Below are 15,397 nucleotides of genomic sequence, written 5' to 3'. Positions count from 1 at the left end.
TCCCGCCGGGATTGAGCGCTCGCCAGCCGCGCGGCGTAACAAGGCTGCCCACGCCAGCGTAGATCCCTATATTCCCACCTGATCGCGAGCACGCCGCCTGAACATCTGGCTCGGGCGACGGACGGCTCGTCTGCGGAGATCCAATCATGCTGTTCATGCGCAAGACCACCGCGTTGCCGAGCGCAGCCGAGGCGCTGCCCGGCCGTGCGCAAGCCATTCCGACCGCGACCTTCCATTTCGTCAACGGCAGCAAGCTCAAGCCGCCTTATCCCGCCGGCCTCGAGCAGGCCGTGTTCGGGCTCGGCTGCTTCTGGGGCGCCGAGCGCAAGTTCTGGCAGTTCGGCGATGGCATCTACACCACCGCCGTCGGCTATGCCGGCGGCCACACGCCGAACCCGACCTATGAAGAGACCTGCTCGGGACGCACCGGTCACACCGAAGTGGTGCTGGTCGTGTTCGATCCGAACAGGATTTCTTACGAGACGCTGCTGAAGACGTTCTGGGAGAGCCACAACCCGACGCAGGGCATGCGTCAGGGCAACGATGTCGGCACGCAATATCGTAGCGCGATCTATACCTATTCCGATGCGCAGAAGAAGGCGGCCGATGAGTCGAAGGCGCTCTATCAGAAGGCGCTCGCCGCCAAGGGCCTCGGTGCCATCACCACCGAGATCGCGCCATCAGGCGAATTCTATTTCGCCGAGGACTATCATCAGCAATATCTGGCGAAGAATCCCGCCGGCTATTGCGGCTTAGGGGGCACCGGCGTGTCCTGCCCGATCGGCGTCGGTGTGAGCGCGTAAGCGAGACGACGCATCTTGCTTACCCTCCTCTCGAGGGGGAGGGTCGCTACGCATGCAGCGAAGCGGAATGCGTAGCGGGGTGGGGTGACAGTCTCTCCACATCCAGCAGCGCCCGAGTGGAGAGATCACCCCACCCCGCTCGCGCTTTGCGCGATCGACCTCCCCCTCCAGGGGAGGGTGCGACGGTCACAGCCGCCCCGCTCAACGCTTTATTAACCATAACCGGTGCATCACTTAAGCCGTCTCGTTTCGAGGGATTGGTCCGGTGCCGGTTGCACGCGCGTTTCGATGGTCGATCTTGGCAGCGTCCCTGGCAGCGTCCGCCGCGCTGACCCTTGGCGGCTGCATGCAGACCGCCGGCCCCGTCGCGGTGATGCAGCCCCGCGCCGATCTCGATTCCATGGCCTATGGCCAGCCCTACAATGCGCCGCAACCGGTTGTCGTCGCCGACGGCGGCGGCGCCATCGGCGCGCTGCGCAATTCCTTTGCCTCTTCGCCCGCACCCATGCCGGTCGGTTACGCCGCGCCGATGGCGCCGGTGCGCTACGACGCCTCCTACCATCTCGACGCCGGCGACAAGCTCCGCGTCGTGGTCTACGGCCAGGAAGGTCTCACCAACAGCTACGCCATCGATGCGGGCGGCTCCATCACCATGCCGCTGATCGGCGCAGTGCCGGCCCGCGGCCGCACCACGGCGGGCCTTGCCGGCGAGATCGCCGCGCGCCTGCGCAATGGTTACATCCGCGAGCCCTCGGTCGCGGTCGAGATCGAGGCCTATCGCCCGTTCTTCATTCTCGGCGAAGTCACCGCGCCCGGCCAATATCCGTACGTGCCGAACATGACGGTCGAGAGCGCGGTCGCGATCGCCGGCGGCTTCTCGCCCCGCGCCAAACGCGACGTGGTCACCATCACGCACACCGAGAACGGCGGCTCCATGCGCGCCGTGGTGCCGCTCGGCACTCCCTTGAATCCCGGCGACACCGTGTTCGTCGGCGAGCGCTGGTTCTAGCTCACCGCCTGAAATCCAGCCGCCCCTCCGGAAAGCACCCGTCGATCCTGTTAGCGTCGACCACGCGCCCGACCCATGGCCGTGTGATCGCCGGCGTGGTCAGGTTGATATATTTTCCGACCAGCCGATCCGCGCCCTCGCGCGCGGCGTCGATCAGACCGTGCCGGCGGCCATTGTCCCAGTCGAAGCGCAGATAGATCCGGCTGCCCGTGATGCGCACTTCCGCGCGCCCTTGTTTCCACTTCTCCGCGGCGTCGCCGGCGATGGTCGGATCGGCGCCGCCATTCCAGCGGCTCGCCCAGCTGCCTTCGAGCGGATCGGATGGCGCCGCGGTCGCTGTCCACGCCGCCGCATTGCCGTCCGCGGCGTCGCCAGCCAGCCTGGCCGCCGCGGCATAATCCATCACCTCGGAATCATCGGGTGAGGGGACATCCATGGTTCCGAACGGATTGCGGATGACGAGGTGCGTGATGTCTTGCGGCATGGCGATCTCCCGGCGTGAGCTGGCTCGATTGGCCAGCTCTATCGCCGGGCGGCAGGATGCGGCCACCCGATTTCCGCGAGGGGACGCCGCGTGGTTGTCTCTCCTTGTGGAGAGAGTTCGTCCCTATTTCAAATGCTTCGCGAAAAAGTCCATGCTGCGCGGCCAGGCGATGTCGGCGCTGGCCTTGTCGTAGCTCGCGCGCTCGTCGCAATGGAAGCCGTGCTGGGCGCCCGGATAGACGAACACCTCCACGTCCGGCCGCTTCGACTTGATGGTCTCGACGTCGGTCAAGGGGATGCCCGCATCCTTCCCGCCGAAATGCAGTTGCGTCGGCACCTTCGGCGTCTCGTCGGCGAAGCGCACGACCGCGCCGCCGTAATAGCCGATCGCAGCCTTCAGTCCCGACAGCCGCGTCGCCGCGACAAAGGCGATGCTGCCGCCCAAGCAAAAGCCGATGATGCCCACCGGGCCCACGCTCTTCACCGCATCGATCGCGGCCTGGGTGTCGCGCAGCATCGCGGCCCAATCGGGGCTGGCGACGAACTTGCGCGCTTCCGCGACCTCATCGGGCGAATAGCCCGACTGGAAGCCCGGCGCGGTCCGGTCGAAGATCGAGGGCGCGATCGCGACATAGCCTTCCCCGGCGAGGCGGTCGCAGACCGAGCGGATGTGGTGATTGACGCCAAAGATCTCCTGGATCACCACCACCGCGCCCTTCGGCGTGCCACCGGGATCGGCGCGATAGGCGCCAAACTGGAAATTGTCGGAGGCCGTCAGCTTGATGTCTTGTCCCACGCGGGTTGTCCTTCTTGGTTGTCACGGAATTCACTCTCTTCCCTCATCCTGAGGAGCGCGCTCTTCGCGCGCGTCTCGAAGGATGCAAGGCCGGGATGCAGCGGCGGGGGCCTTTCATCCTTCGAGACGCTTGCTGCGCAAGCTCCTCAGGATGAGGGGCGGTACCTATTCCCACATCCAGTTCTCGCCGTAATCCTCCTTCCAGCCTGCCAGCCGTCCATGACGGAATTGCAGGAACAGGCGGTGGCGATAGGGGATCAAGCCGCTGCCGCCGATGTTGCGAAGCGCGAGATAGATCTCGTTGCCGGGACGCCCGCGCACATATTGCAGCGGCTGCCCAAGAGCGCGCGCGGTCTGCTCGGCATCCATGCCGAAGGCGAGCGGCGTATTGTTCGACAAGGTCGTGACGAAGGGCTGGCGCGGCGGCACTGTGCCGAACGGTTCGGCCTGCGCTGCCGACAACAGCGCCGCCATTGCGCCCGCCGCGAAGATCGCTCGCATCATGGTCGACGTCCTCATTGCCTAGCCTAGGCCGGCAAGTTCTTCAGGAAAGGCACGACCGCGTCAACAAAAGCCTTGGGCTGATCGATGTTGACGGCGTGGCCGGCTGCGGGGATCACGACCTTTTGTGCGCCCGGGATTTTTGCGGCCATGTAATCGGACGCGGCCAGGAACGGCGTGTCGTCGGCGCCGACCACGATCAGGCAGGGCACCTTGATGTCGGGCAGCAGCTCGATCACGCGCGCATCCCGCTGGGTCAGCATGCCGCGTGCGGCGAGCGCCAATCCCCTGGCGTTGCGATGGCTGGCGGTGGCGCGCTCGCGCGTCGCCGATTTCAGCATGTCGAGACCTTCGCGATCGAGCTTGTCGGCGGTGCCGAGCGCCCGCGCATTCCAGGCCTCGCGGGCGTCGTCCTTCCTAAAGCCGGGCCCGGTATCGATGATCAGCAGCGCACGGGCGGCTTGCGGATAGGTGCGATAGAACGCGAGCGACATGTAGCCGCCGAGCGAGAGGCCGCCGATGATCGCGCGCTCAGCGCCGACCGCGTCGAGGATCGCCGCCATGTCGCCGACGGTCAGAGTTTCGCTGTAGGCGTTGGGATCATCGGGATAATCGGACTGGCCGTGGCCGCGCATGTCCCACAGGATCAGCGTGTGATCCTTCGCGAGCGCATCGACCTGCCCATGCCACATCGCCGACGTCGAGGAATAGCCGTGGGTGAGCAGCAATGGCGGACCGTTGCCGTGGACCTCGTAATAGATGTTGACACCGTCCCGATTGATCTTTGGCATTGCTTCCGCCCCATTCTTTTTGTTCTAGCCGCGATCTCAGTGTTTCACCCTCCCCCTTCAGGAGAGGGTGAGGTTCGCGGTTGGCTGCATTCTACGTCGCCAAGTTACCTGGAAGAAACTGCCTGAACGCGATGGCACGCATGTCTGACGCACGCGCTATTGTGTCCAGTCGCTGCGTCGGCGTCGTTGGCGCGGCGCACAACGAGCAAGTGTAGAAGCGGTTTTTTCGACTCGTTCCAAATTGCATTTGCCACGGCACCCGAACCCGATCATGCTCGCGGCCAAGGCTGACGCCAGCCCGGTGGGCGTCCGCCATTCAAGTTGCCGCCGTAAGCGGCTTCATGCACCGGCAGGGGAAGACGCCTATGCCAACTCTCACCATCAACGGGCGGAGTCTGTCCGTGGATGCGGCGAACGACACGCCGCTCCTCTGGGCAATCCGCGAGCAATTGCAGATGACCGGCACCAAGTTCGGCTGCGGTGCCGGGTTGTGCGGGGCCTGCACCGTGCACGTCAACGGCGAAGCCGTGCGCTCGTGCCAGACCATGCTCAGTGATGTCGCCGGCAAGAAGATCACTACCATCGAAGGCCTCTCCGCCAAGGGCGATCATCCCTTGCAGAAGGCGTGGGTTGCCGAGCAGGTGCCGCAATGCGGCTACTGCCAGTCCGGGCAGATCATGCAGGCGGCCTCGCTGCTGTCGAAGAATCCCAATCCGACCAAGGAAGAGGTCGTCGCGCATATGGACGGCAATCTCTGCCGCTGCATGACCTATTCGCGGATCCAGAAGGCGATCATGCGCGCCGCATCCGAGATGCGCACCGCATCCGCCACCTCCACCGAACGGAGGCCCACATGAATCGGCACGTCAAGAACGTCACCCCCGCGACGACCGATCTCAGCCGCCGCTCCTTCCTCGTCGGCACCGCCGCAAGCGGCCTCGTGCTCGGCTATGCCGGCGTGCCCGGCATCGATTCCGCCTCGGCCGCGGCTCCCGCGAATTTCGAGCCGAGCGTCTGGTACGCGATCGCGCCGGATGGTCTCGTCACCGTGACCTGCGGCAAGGCCGACATGGGCCAGCACATCGCCTCCACCATGGCCCAGATCGTCTGCGAGGAGTTGGGCGCGAAATGGAGCGACATGCGCGTGCAGCTCGCCTCCAACGATCCGAAGTTCAACGATCCCGTGCTCGGCGCGCAGATCACCGGCGGCAGCTGGTCGACCATGATGAACTTCGAGGCGATGAGCCGGGCGGGTGCGGCCGGCCGCATCGCGTTGACGGAGGCCGCCGCCGCCGCCATGGGACTGCCGCCCTACTTCAAGGACCAGCTCGTGGTCCGCGACTCCGTGATCTCGCATCCGAAGTCGAAGAAGCAGATGACCTTTGCCGAGATCGTCAAGAGCGGCAAGGCGACGAAAACCTTCACGCCGGACGAATTGAAGGCGATCAAGCTGAAGACGCCGGACCAATACACCATGATCGGCGTGTCGGTGCCGCAGCTCGACATCCCCTCCAAGACCAACGGCACGGCCAAGTACGGCATCGACGTGATGTTGCCGGGCATGGCCTACGGCAAGGTGGTGACCCCGCCGGTACGCTTCGGCGCCACCGTGAAGTCGGTCGACGACAGCGACGCCAAGAAGGTGCCCGGCTTCATGAAGGCCGTCATCCTCGACGACAAGACCGGAACCACCTCCGGCTGGGTCGTCGCGGTCGCCAGCACCTACGCCAACGCGCGCAAGGCGGCGGATGCGCTGAAGATCGCCTATGACGGCGGTCCGAACGCAAAACTGTCGAGCCAGTCGCTGCTGGACGAGGCCAAGCGGCTTCAGGGCCTGGAGGATTCCGGCCAGTTCTTCGTCAAGGACGGCGATCCGAACGCGGCCTTCGGTTCGGCGGCCAAGGTGGTGGAAGCCGAGTACACCACCAGCATCAACATCCACGCGCCGCTGGAGCCGATGAACGCCACTGCGGAGTTCAAGGGCGACATCCTGCACATCTATTCCGGCAACCAGTTCGCGACGCGCTCCGGCGCGATCGCTGCGGGTGCGGCCGGGATCGATCCGAAGTTCGTCGTCATGCATCAGCATTGGCTCGGTGGCGGCTTTGGCCGCAGGCTCGATGCCGACATGATGATTCCGGCGGTGCAGGCGGCGAAGGCGGTCGGCAAGCCGGTCAAGGTGATCTACTCGCGCGAGAACGACATGACGATGGATTTCTCGCGTCCGCTCACCTACCAAAAGGTCAAGGCCGGCGTGGACGGCGACGGCAAGCTCGTCGCGCTCAGCCACGACGTGGTCTCGGCCTGGCCGACCGCGCGCTGGGGAATCCCCGATTTCCTGACGCCCTCGGTCGACAAGAAGGGTCCGCTCGACAGCTTCACGGTCAACGGCGCCGACTTCTTCTACACCGTGCCCAACCATTATGTGCGCGCGATCAAGAACGAGCTCGCGCACAACGCCACGCCGTCCGGCCAGCTCCGCTCGGTGGCGCCGGGTTGGACCTTCTGGGCGGTCGAAAGCATGATCGACGAGATCGCGGCTGCCACGGGCAAGGATCCCGCGCAGTTCCGCATCTCGCTGCTCGACGGCGCCGGCAAGAACGACGGCGGCGCGCAGCGGCTGCGCAACACACTGCTCGCCGCGATGGGACTGTCGGGCTACGGCACCAGGCCATTGCCGAAAGGCGAGGGCATGGGGGTCGCCTGCGTCTCGTCGCAGGAGCGCGCGACCGCAAGCTGGACGGCGTGCGTCGCCCATGTCGCGGTGGCGCCGTCGGGCGCGGTCACCGTGAAGAAGCTCACGGTCGCAACCGACGTCGGCACGCAGGTGCATCCCGACAACATCCGCGCCCAGGTCGAGGGCGCGGCGCTGTGGGGCCTGTCGCTGGCGATGTACGAGAAGGCGACGCTGAAGGACGGTGGCATCGAGCAGACCAATTTCGATAGCTACACGCCCTTGCGCATGAGCCAGATGCCCGAGGTCGCGGTTACCGTGATCGCCAATGGCGAGAAGGCCACCGGCGTCGGCGAGCCCGCGGTCACCGTGGTCGCCCCCGCCATCGGCAACGCCATCTTCAACGCCTCAGGCGCCCGCGTGCGGGCACTGCCGATCACGGCGGAGGCCGTGAAGGCGAGCATGAAGGCGTAAGCCGAGCGCGATTGCAGAATGAGACGATCCGCCGGAGGGCAACCTCCGGCGGATTTGTTTTGGTGGCTGTCTCCCCAATCTCGATGTCATGCCCGCGAAGGCGGGCATCCCGTACGTCGCGGCTTCTCGGTTCCGGCCGCACCGCCTCGGCGTACTGGGTCGCCCGGTCCCGGCTCCGCCGAGGCTCACACGAGTGCTCGGCGCGCCGAAGGCTTCAGCGAAGGCGGCAAGCCGGGCGACGACAGCGGGGGGAGCGCACTCAAAATTCCCCTTATCTTTCAATGCCCCTTCTACTGTGCATGGGGTTGTTTTCGCGATTTTTGCCGTTCCCCTTCCGGAACCGAAATCCGTAAAATTGCACCCAATTCCAGAAGGTTCCATTGAGCACGCCTCTTAAGGGCCGGAGAACCTGATCCGGCTTAGGCTGACGCCAAATCCAATCCCGTGCTTTGGGGAAGTCATGAACGCCTCAGCCAAAACCGCCGCCAAACGCCGGCTTCTGCTCGCCTCCGATCGGAGCGACGAGAGCACCGAGCTCGCCAGCATCCTGAAGGCGGTCGGCGATGTCTCGACGGTGACGACGCAGGGCATTCCCGAGCAGCCCTCACGCGATCTGTCCGGCCTCGTGGTCGATATCAACCTGCGCTCGCCCGAGAGCGTGCAGCGGGTGCGCAACAAGCTGCGCGGCGACGCCTATCGTTCGATGCCGCGGCTGTTCGTGCTCGCCGATGCCCTGCATCACGGCACCATGCAGGCCTGGGCGCTGGGCGCCACCGACACCATCTCGCGGCCACTCCAGGCGGACGCCATCCTTCAGCGCATCCGCGCCGCCTTCCCGGACACCGCCGCCTATGACGCGACCGACCGCGGCAAGACGCTCAACCGCGGCGTCGAGGCGGCGCACGCGGTGCTGGCGAAGATGTTCGAGAAGCTGCCGCTCGGCGTGCCCCTGACCTTCGACGACGTGATCGCCGCCGAGAGCAAGATCCTGAAGGCGATCAAGCACTCCTCGCTGCGCGAATGGCTCACCACGGTGGGCTGCCACCATGTCGGCAGCTACCGGCACTGCCTGTTCGTCACCGGCTTCGCCGTCTCCTTTGCGCAGCACCTGGGCATGCGCGAGGACGACCAGCGCCGGCTGACCCGCGCTGCGCTGCTGCACGATGTCGGCAAGGCCTTCGTTCCCTCCGCGCTGCTCGACAAGCCCGGCAAGCTCTCCGACGAGGAGATGGCCGAGGTCCGCCAGCATCCGCGCCGCGGCTATGACGCGCTCGCAGCGCAAGGCGGCTTCCCGCCGGAGATGCTCGACGTCGTGCTGCATCACCACGAATTCCTCGACGGCTCCGGCTATCCGAACGGCCTGTCGTCGAACCAGATCAGCGACATCGTTCGTCTGACGACGATCGTCGACATCTACGCCGCGCTGGTCGAGAAACGCGCTTACCGCATGCCCTTCACGCATTCCCGTGCGTTCGGGATGATGGAAGGCATGGGCGGCAAGCTCGATCAGCAGCTTCTGCAGGCGTTCAGGCCTGTGGCGCTGGGGTCGTTCTAACGCGACGTTCTCCGCTGCCGTAGGGTGGGCAAAGCGAAGCGTGCCCACCACTCTAGGAACGTGGGCACGGCGCGGACGCGCCTTTGCCCACCCTACGGCAGCGCGCCGTTTGGCGACATCTCACCCCACCAGCTTGCGCAGCTCCGCCTTCGCCACCTTCTCCAGCGTCGAGCGCGGCATGTCGTCGACGAGCCTGATCTCGCGCGGCACCTTGAAGTCGGCAAGGCCCTTGCGGCAGGCTTCCATGACGCGCGCGTGCAGATCTGGCGCAGCACCGGCGACGCCGCCTTGCGGGATGATGAAGACGACCGGTACCTCGTCCAGCATGGGATGCGGCTTCGCCACCACGGCGGCCTCGCGCACGCCCGGCACCAGCGCAATCACCTGCTCGATCTCGGAGGCCGCGACGTTCTCGCCGCCGACCTTCAGCATGTCCTTGGCGCGGTCGCCGAACTTGATGGTGCCGTTCGCAAGTCGCTCGACGCGGTCGCCGGTGAGGAAGAAGCCGTGCGCGTCAAAGCTCTCGCGCGTCGCTTTCTCGTTGTGCAGATATTCGGCGAACAGCGACAGGCCGGGGATGCCCTTGATCGCGAGATTGCCGGTGTCGCCGACCTCGGTCGGACGTCCCTCATCGTCGGTGATGCGGATTTCATATTCCGGCGCCGCGCGGCCGATCGACATCGGTATGTTGGGCTGGTCGACCTCGCCGACGATGCCGTGGGTGATGGTCTCGGTCATGCCCCACCAGCCGATCATCTTGATCCCGAAGGCGGCAAAGGCCGGCGGCTCGTTGATCGCGGTGCCCCACAGGCGGAATTTGTGATCTCTCGGGATCTCCTGCTCGAGCAGCGCCTTCATGCAGAACGGAATCGTCGAGGTCCAGGTCGCGCCGTGCTCGCGCGCGACACCCCAGAACCGGCTCGCGGAGAAGCGCGGCTGGATCACGCAGGTGGCGCCGACCCACAGCGTCGCCAGCATGGAGTAGGCGAGGGCATTGGTGTGGAACAGCGGCAGATAGGTCTGGTGCACGTCGCTGGCATGCAGGTCCTCGTGCGCGGCGTTGATCTTGGCGCCCCACAGCGCGTTGGCATGGGTCCACAGCACGGCCTTGGGGCGCGAGGTCGTGCCCGAGGTGTACTGCACGCTGCACGGCGCCAGCGGATCGGCCACGCGCCTGGGGCGGTCGGCACTGTCGGCGAACAGGGATTCAAAACTGTCGCCGCGCGAGACGCCGTGCGCGGGCGCTGCGCCCGCATCATGCGAGGTCACTGCCATCCAGCTTATGTTGCGGCAGTTCTGCGCGACAATCTCCGCATAGGCTGGCTGCGTGATCGCGGCGACCGCGCCGCAATGATCGGCAAAATACGCGATCTCGGCCGGCGCCGAGCGGGTGTTGGTGGTGACCGCAATGGCTCCTAACTCGACACAGGCAAACCAGGCGAGCAGCGCCTCGATGCAATTGTCCAGATGAATGAGCACATATTCGCCCGGCTTGACGCCGCGCCGTGCCAGCCCTGCCGCGAGCGCGCCGACCCGCTCGTGAAATTCGCCATAGCTCCAGCGCTGCGCCGGCGCATCGAACGGCGCCCAGATCAGGAACGGATGGTCATGCCGGACCTCGGCGCGCATCCTCAAGAGCCAGGGCACGTCGAGCCCGTCGAATGGGCCGACGATCCCGACTGCGGTCTGTTGAAGTGGCATGGATCCTCCCCGTGCAGCCTGCATCTTGATGGCGGCTGTCTTCTGATGATTGCGTCTTCCTGCCATCGGACGGCGCCGGGCGCAAATCGGGGGGGCGTGTGAGGCTGCCCTCTCTCCTCGTCATTGCGAGGAGCCCTTGCGACGAAGCAATCCAGACTGCGTCTGCGGAGGCAGTCTGGGTTGCTTCGCTTCGCTCGCAATGACGATGGGGCAGGCGGCGATGGCCCTACCGGCCTCAATCCCCGTACGACGAGATCTCGATCAGGCTGCCGTCCGGATCCCGGCAATAGACCGAGCGCAGCGTGCCGCGCGCACCCTGCTTGGGAACCGGGCCTTCCTCGATCGCGATGCCGTGTGCCTGCAAATGCGCCACCACCTCGTCGGGCGCGGCGGAGGTGAGGAAGCAGAGGTCCTCGCTGCCGGCGGTCGCCTGGTCGGCGGTAAACCACTCCACCTTGTCGGCGTCGCGCGGCCGGACGTTGATCTTCTGGTTACCAAAGTGAAGCGAAGTCCGCGGCGCTTTGCCGCCGCCGGGATCGAACACCTTGACTTCCATGCCGAGGATTCTGCGGTACCACTCCGCGCTGGCCGCGACATCGGCGACGTTGATCACGAGATGATCGAGGGCCTCGACTTTAACAGGCATGTCTTATCCTTTCGTCGTGATGCGCCCCGTGCACTTTCCGCGCTCCGCAAGCTTTGTTACAACCCCACCGACGCCGGGTTCAAGCAATCTGGCTTCAAGAACAACACGTTGGGAGAACCCTTGAGATGATCACTCGCCGTACCGCGCTGGGCCTGCTCGCCGCCAGTCCGCTTGCAGCCACCCCGCTGTCGAAGGCCTTTGCCGCCGATTATCCGGCCCGCCCGGTGAAATGGGTGGTCGGCTATCCGCCGGGCGGGGCCACCGACATCCTGGCGCGGCTGATCGGCCAGCGCCTGTCGGAAAAGCTCGGCCAGCAATTCGTGATCGAGAACAAGCCGGGTGCCGGCAACAACATCGCCACCGAATCGGTCATCAATGCCGAGCCCGACGGCTACACGCTGCAGCTGGTCAATCCGGCCAACTACATCAACGCCTCGCTCTACACCAATCTGAAGTTCAACTTCGTGCGCGACATGGCGCCGGTCGCCTCGTTCCAACGCGTGCCGAACGTGATGACCGTCAACAAGGACGTGCCGGCCAAGAACGTCGCCGAGTTCATCGAATACGTGAAGGCCAATCCGGGCAAGGTCAACATGGCCTCGTCCGGCAACGGCACCTCGGTGCATCTGTCCGGCGAGATGTTCATGGCCATGACCGGCTGCAAGATGCAGCACGTGCCTTATCGCGGCGCCGCACCCGCGATCACCGACATGCTCGCCGGCCAGGTGCAGGTGATCTTCGACAACATGCCTTCGATCATCCAGCACATCCGCTCCGGCTCGCTTCGCGCCATCGGGGTCACCACCACGGAACGCTCGGCGCAGCTGCCTGACGTGCAGCCGATCGCCGACACCGTCAAGGGCTATGAGGCCAGCGCACTGTTCGGCATGGGCGCGCCGAAGAACACGCCGAAGGAGATCATCGCCAAGCTCAACGCCGAGGTCAACGCGGTGATCAAGGAGCCCGACATGGCCAAGCGTCTGGTCGAGCTCGGCGGCGAGCCGCGGGTGCAGACTCCCGAGGCGTTTGGCGAGGAGATCAAGGCCGAGACCGAGAAGTGGAAGAAGGTCGTCGAGTTCGCCGGCCTGAAGGTCGAGTAGCGGCCTTGTGATCGTGAGGATAGGAGCCCTGCCGTTTGGCAGGGCTTTTTTCTTGCGTGCCTTGTTTCGTTGATCTGGAATAAAACCGCGTTGCGAAACCTGATAATAGATGGCGCCGTATCTCGGGCCAGCTAGAGAGGAGTTGGATCATGCGCAAGAAGCAATTGATGCTGCTGACGCTCAGCGCGGCGGTCCTCGCGGGTTTCGCCACCGTCACGCCCGCGGCTGCGCGCGACTATCCATGGTGCGCCCAGGGCGGTGACTATGATTATCCCGGCGAATGCGCCTACGCTACCTACGAACAATGCCAGGCCAGCGTGTCCGGCCGGCTCTTGTACTGCGATCGCAATCCGCGCTTCGCCTACGGCCAGGTGCTGCCGGCGCAACCGCGGCCGCCGCGGCGCGTGCGGCCCGTCGCTCCGTACTGAGGGCGGAGCGGTTTACCGCTTCGCGTCCGCCTGCTCCGTGCCGGTACACGAGATCAGCATCGTGTAGGCGCGGGCGTTGGCGGCGATGTCGGCTGTCTTCAGTTCGCCCTTGGGCTCTGCGGTCTGGTAGGGCACCACGGAGTTGTCGAGGAAGTCGCGCAACGCGCCGGTCTTGATGGCAAAGTTGATATTCTCCGTCAGTTGCCCGGTCTCCTTGATCATCCTGAGCGCGTTGAGCTTGGCAACGACGATGCCGGCGACCTGGCCGGACAAGTCGAACAAGGGGCCCCCACTGTTGCCCGCTTGAACAGCCGCGCTGATCTGCAAACGTCCGGTGTGATTGCGGAAGCCGCTGAGTGAGCTGACGATTCCCGTCGTCACGGTCAGGTCGGAGGAGAGATAGCCGTGCAGCGGGAAGCCGATGGCCACCACTGAATCGCCGGAGTGCATCGAGCGGTCCCGGATCTTCGCAAAATCCTTGAACACTGCTGTCGCCGGCGCCTGCAGCAGCGCGAGATCGTTTGTCGCGTCGCTGGAGACGACGCGCAGAACCATCGCGGCCTCGCTGGCAAGATTGCCCTTGATGTCTCCGGTGCAGCTATCGATCACGTGACTGTTGGTGACGACATGCCCGTTGGGACTGACTACAAAACCAGTGCCGGTGAAGGTTCCGGTTCGTCCCGGCTTGGCGGGAGGCGCACCTTGCTTGTCGCCGGCCACTGCGGGCTTCGCCGCAACCTTGGTGAAGTCCCCGGCCTTGTCGAGCCCGTCGGCTTTCACCTTGCTCACGCAATTGGCCAATGCCGCGATCACCGGCCCGGTCGATGTCAGGTCGAAATTCAGCACGGTGCGGCCGCTGGTTGCGACCATCAGGCTTGCCTTCTGAAACGTACGCACCACGTTGGCGGGCATGACCGCCGTGAGCATGTTCGGCTGATTGGCCGTGGCGAACAGTCTCGCCTGCTCCTGTCCGTCGAAGATGACGTCGATCGCGGCGTTCTCACCTTGCTTGAAGCGGTAGCTCGGGCTCGCAAAGGCCAGCGACCAGGTGCCGACAGCGTTGTAGCCGACAACCAGGATAACGCCGTTGAGGTAAGGCGTCGTCGCGGCGCAATGGGAGAAGGCACCGGTCTGGTCGTTGCTGAAGGCGCCGCCGATCCAGTTGCCGACATTGACGCTGCCGAACGGTCCCGCCGCATTCGCGGCTCCGGCGATACCTATTTGCAATAGAGATGCGAGAATAAATGACTTAAGCCACATACCAGCCCCCGGACGCTTCTGGACCGCATCTTATCTACGGGAGCCGGGCGTGCGCAACCGGCAGTTGTCTGTGCCGCCGGAATCCTCTCACGGCGACTTTCAGGCTTGCGTTTGCTTTGCAATGCCATATACTTTGCATTACAAAGTAACGGGACGAGCAATCCCGGAAACACGGGCGGAGCGAGGTTCTGGCGTTGCGCGATCTCGACAAGGCACTGGCCGACATCGTGGCGATCCGCAGCCAGATTGCGGCCGGCACGGCATTCCGCGGCTATGGCCCCGCGACGATGGCCGCGACCGGCGCTGTCGCGCTGCTCACCGCGATCCTGCAATTCTGGCTGCTGGGCGATCCCAACAGCGAGCCGCTCGGCTTCTTCTTCGGTTGGTTCGTTGCCGCCGCGCTGTCCGGCCTGATCATCGGGATCGAGATGCGCGCGCGTTCGCGCCGCCATCATTCGGGTCTGGCCGACGCCATGATCCACCAGGCGGTCGAGCAGTTTCTGCCGGCGGGCGTTGCCGGTGTGCTGCTCGCGGTGGTGATGTGGAAGTTCGCGGGCGAGACGCTGTGGCTGCTCCCGGGCCTGTGGCAGATCCTGGTATCGCTCGGCATCTTCGCTTCTGTCCGCTCGCTGCCGCGCACCGTCGCGCTCGCCGGCGCCTGGTATTTCGTGTCCGGCTTCGCCGTGGTGGTGCTCGCGAGCCAGACGCACACGCTGTCGCCATGGACCATGGGCCTGCCCTACGTGATCGGGCAGTCGGTGATGGCGGGCATTCTCTATGTCGCATCTGGAGACCATGATGTTGAAGGCTGACAGCGCGCCTTTCTCCTATGAAGGGCTCGACCGCGTGATCCACGAGAAGGCGAGGCTCGGGCTTCTGACCTCGTTGATGGCGCATCCCAAGGGGTTGGCATTCGCCGACCTCAAGCAGCTGTGCGGCCTCACCGACGGCAATCTCAGCCGGCATCTCGGCGTGCTGCAGGAGGCCGGCCTCGTCGAGGTGACCAAGGGCTACGAGGGCAACCGCCCGCACACCACCTGCCGCCTCACCAAGGCCGGGCGCCGCCGTTTCCTCGACTATCTCGCCGTGCTCGAACGCCTGGTGCGCGACGCTGCGAAAGCCGCCGGCCGCGAGGCGCCGCCGCTCGGCCGCCTCGGTATCGTCTCGACCTGATCC

At 65.2% G+C, this 15,397-nt stretch carries 16 protein-coding genes; 9 read left to right on the top strand and 7 right to left on the bottom strand.

Annotation, left to right across the window (positions count from 1 at the left end; translation table 11 throughout):
- The first annotated feature begins 146 nt into the window (after nucleotides 1-146).
- The gene (gene msrA / locus GGD65_RS15800) at nucleotides 147-803 is read left to right on the top strand and encodes a peptide-methionine (S)-S-oxide reductase MsrA (RefSeq protein ID WP_183235840.1); all 657 of its coding nucleotides are present in this window, start codon (nucleotides 147-149) and stop codon (nucleotides 801-803) included.
- Between the two features lie 265 nt (nucleotides 804-1,068).
- Nucleotides 1,069-1,812 carry a polysaccharide biosynthesis/export family protein gene (locus GGD65_RS15795; RefSeq protein WP_018319469.1) on the top strand — a complete coding sequence of 248 codons (744 nt, stop codon included), beginning with the start codon at nucleotides 1,069-1,071 and terminating at the stop codon, nucleotides 1,810-1,812.
- A gap of 1 nt (nucleotide 1,813) precedes the next feature.
- On the opposite strand, the gene GGD65_RS15790 is transcribed toward GGD65_RS15795, so the two are convergent.
- The 4 genes from GGD65_RS15790 to GGD65_RS15775 form a co-directional block, all read right to left on the bottom strand.
- Complete coding sequence (locus GGD65_RS15790) at nucleotides 1,814-2,296, bottom strand: hypothetical protein (RefSeq protein ID WP_183235839.1); 483 nt, start codon at nucleotides 2,294-2,296, stop codon at nucleotides 1,814-1,816.
- A gap of 123 nt (nucleotides 2,297-2,419) precedes the next feature.
- Entirely contained in the window at nucleotides 2,420-3,091 is a 672-nt protein-coding gene (locus tag GGD65_RS15785; protein WP_183235838.1) for a dienelactone hydrolase family protein, read from the bottom strand.
- A 165-nt stretch (nucleotides 3,092-3,256) separates the two neighbouring features.
- Complete coding sequence (locus GGD65_RS15780; protein ID WP_179732796.1) at nucleotides 3,257-3,595, bottom strand: hypothetical protein; 339 nt, start codon at nucleotides 3,593-3,595, stop codon at nucleotides 3,257-3,259.
- Between the two features lie 23 nt (nucleotides 3,596-3,618).
- Nucleotides 3,619-4,383 (bottom strand): alpha/beta fold hydrolase, encoded by a 765-nt coding sequence (locus GGD65_RS15775; RefSeq protein WP_183235837.1) that lies wholly within the window; start codon nucleotides 4,381-4,383, stop codon nucleotides 3,619-3,621.
- Nucleotides 4,384-4,748: 365 nt separating this feature from the next.
- On the opposite strand from GGD65_RS15775, the gene GGD65_RS15770 reads away from it, so the two are divergent.
- From GGD65_RS15770 to GGD65_RS15760, 3 genes are all read left to right on the top strand, one after another.
- Nucleotides 4,749-5,240: a (2Fe-2S)-binding protein gene (locus GGD65_RS15770; protein WP_018319474.1), complete on the top strand. Its 492-nt coding sequence runs from the start codon at nucleotides 4,749-4,751 to the stop codon at nucleotides 5,238-5,240.
- Nucleotides 5,237-7,531 carry a molybdopterin cofactor-binding domain-containing protein gene (locus tag GGD65_RS15765; RefSeq protein WP_183235836.1) on the top strand — a complete coding sequence of 765 codons (2,295 nt, stop codon included), beginning with the start codon at nucleotides 5,237-5,239 and terminating at the stop codon, nucleotides 7,529-7,531. Before GGD65_RS15770 ends, GGD65_RS15765 begins: the two co-directional genes overlap by 4 nt.
- A gap of 460 nt (nucleotides 7,532-7,991) precedes the next feature.
- On the top strand, nucleotides 7,992-9,086 hold the full coding sequence (locus GGD65_RS15760) for an HD-GYP domain-containing protein (RefSeq protein WP_018319476.1): 1,095 nt from the start codon (nucleotides 7,992-7,994) through the stop codon (nucleotides 9,084-9,086).
- Nucleotides 9,087-9,206: 120 nt separating this feature from the next.
- On the opposite strand, the gene GGD65_RS15755 is transcribed toward GGD65_RS15760, so the two are convergent.
- Nucleotides 9,207-10,787, bottom strand: coding sequence for an AMP-binding protein (locus GGD65_RS15755; protein ID WP_183235835.1), 1,581 nt, complete (start codon nucleotides 10,785-10,787; stop codon nucleotides 9,207-9,209).
- A gap of 235 nt (nucleotides 10,788-11,022) precedes the next feature.
- Nucleotides 11,023-11,433, bottom strand: a complete 411-nt coding sequence (locus GGD65_RS15750) for a VOC family protein (RefSeq protein ID WP_018319478.1) — start codon at nucleotides 11,431-11,433, stop codon at nucleotides 11,023-11,025.
- 125 nt (nucleotides 11,434-11,558) lie between these two features.
- On the opposite strand from GGD65_RS15750, the gene GGD65_RS15745 reads away from it, so the two are divergent.
- Nucleotides 11,559-12,533 carry a tripartite tricarboxylate transporter substrate binding protein gene (locus GGD65_RS15745; protein WP_018319479.1) on the top strand — a complete coding sequence of 325 codons (975 nt, stop codon included), beginning with the start codon at nucleotides 11,559-11,561 and terminating at the stop codon, nucleotides 12,531-12,533.
- A gap of 149 nt (nucleotides 12,534-12,682) precedes the next feature.
- Nucleotides 12,683-12,961 carry a DUF3551 domain-containing protein gene (locus GGD65_RS15740; RefSeq protein WP_183235834.1) on the top strand — a complete coding sequence of 93 codons (279 nt, stop codon included), beginning with the start codon at nucleotides 12,683-12,685 and terminating at the stop codon, nucleotides 12,959-12,961.
- A gap of 12 nt (nucleotides 12,962-12,973) precedes the next feature.
- Here the strand turns inward: GGD65_RS15740 and GGD65_RS15735 are convergent, their stop codons facing one another.
- Entirely contained in the window at nucleotides 12,974-14,221 is a 1,248-nt protein-coding gene (locus tag GGD65_RS15735) for a S1C family serine protease (protein WP_183235833.1), read from the bottom strand.
- A gap of 194 nt (nucleotides 14,222-14,415) precedes the next feature.
- On the opposite strand from GGD65_RS15735, the gene GGD65_RS15730 reads away from it, so the two are divergent.
- Nucleotides 14,416-15,033: a hypothetical protein gene (locus tag GGD65_RS15730; protein WP_179732807.1), complete on the top strand. Its 618-nt coding sequence runs from the start codon at nucleotides 14,416-14,418 to the stop codon at nucleotides 15,031-15,033.
- Nucleotides 15,020-15,394: a transcriptional regulator gene (locus tag GGD65_RS15725; protein WP_026202187.1), complete on the top strand. Its 375-nt coding sequence runs from the start codon at nucleotides 15,020-15,022 to the stop codon at nucleotides 15,392-15,394. Before GGD65_RS15730 ends, GGD65_RS15725 begins: the two co-directional genes overlap by 14 nt.
- The last annotated feature ends 3 nt before the right edge of the window (nucleotides 15,395-15,397 follow it).

The organism is Bradyrhizobium sp. CIR18 (assembly GCF_014198295.1).
GTDB lineage: Bacteria > Pseudomonadota > Alphaproteobacteria > Rhizobiales > Xanthobacteraceae > Bradyrhizobium.
The sequence above is the reverse complement of the archived record's forward strand: the minus strand, read 5'-3'. Positions and strand labels throughout refer to the sequence as shown.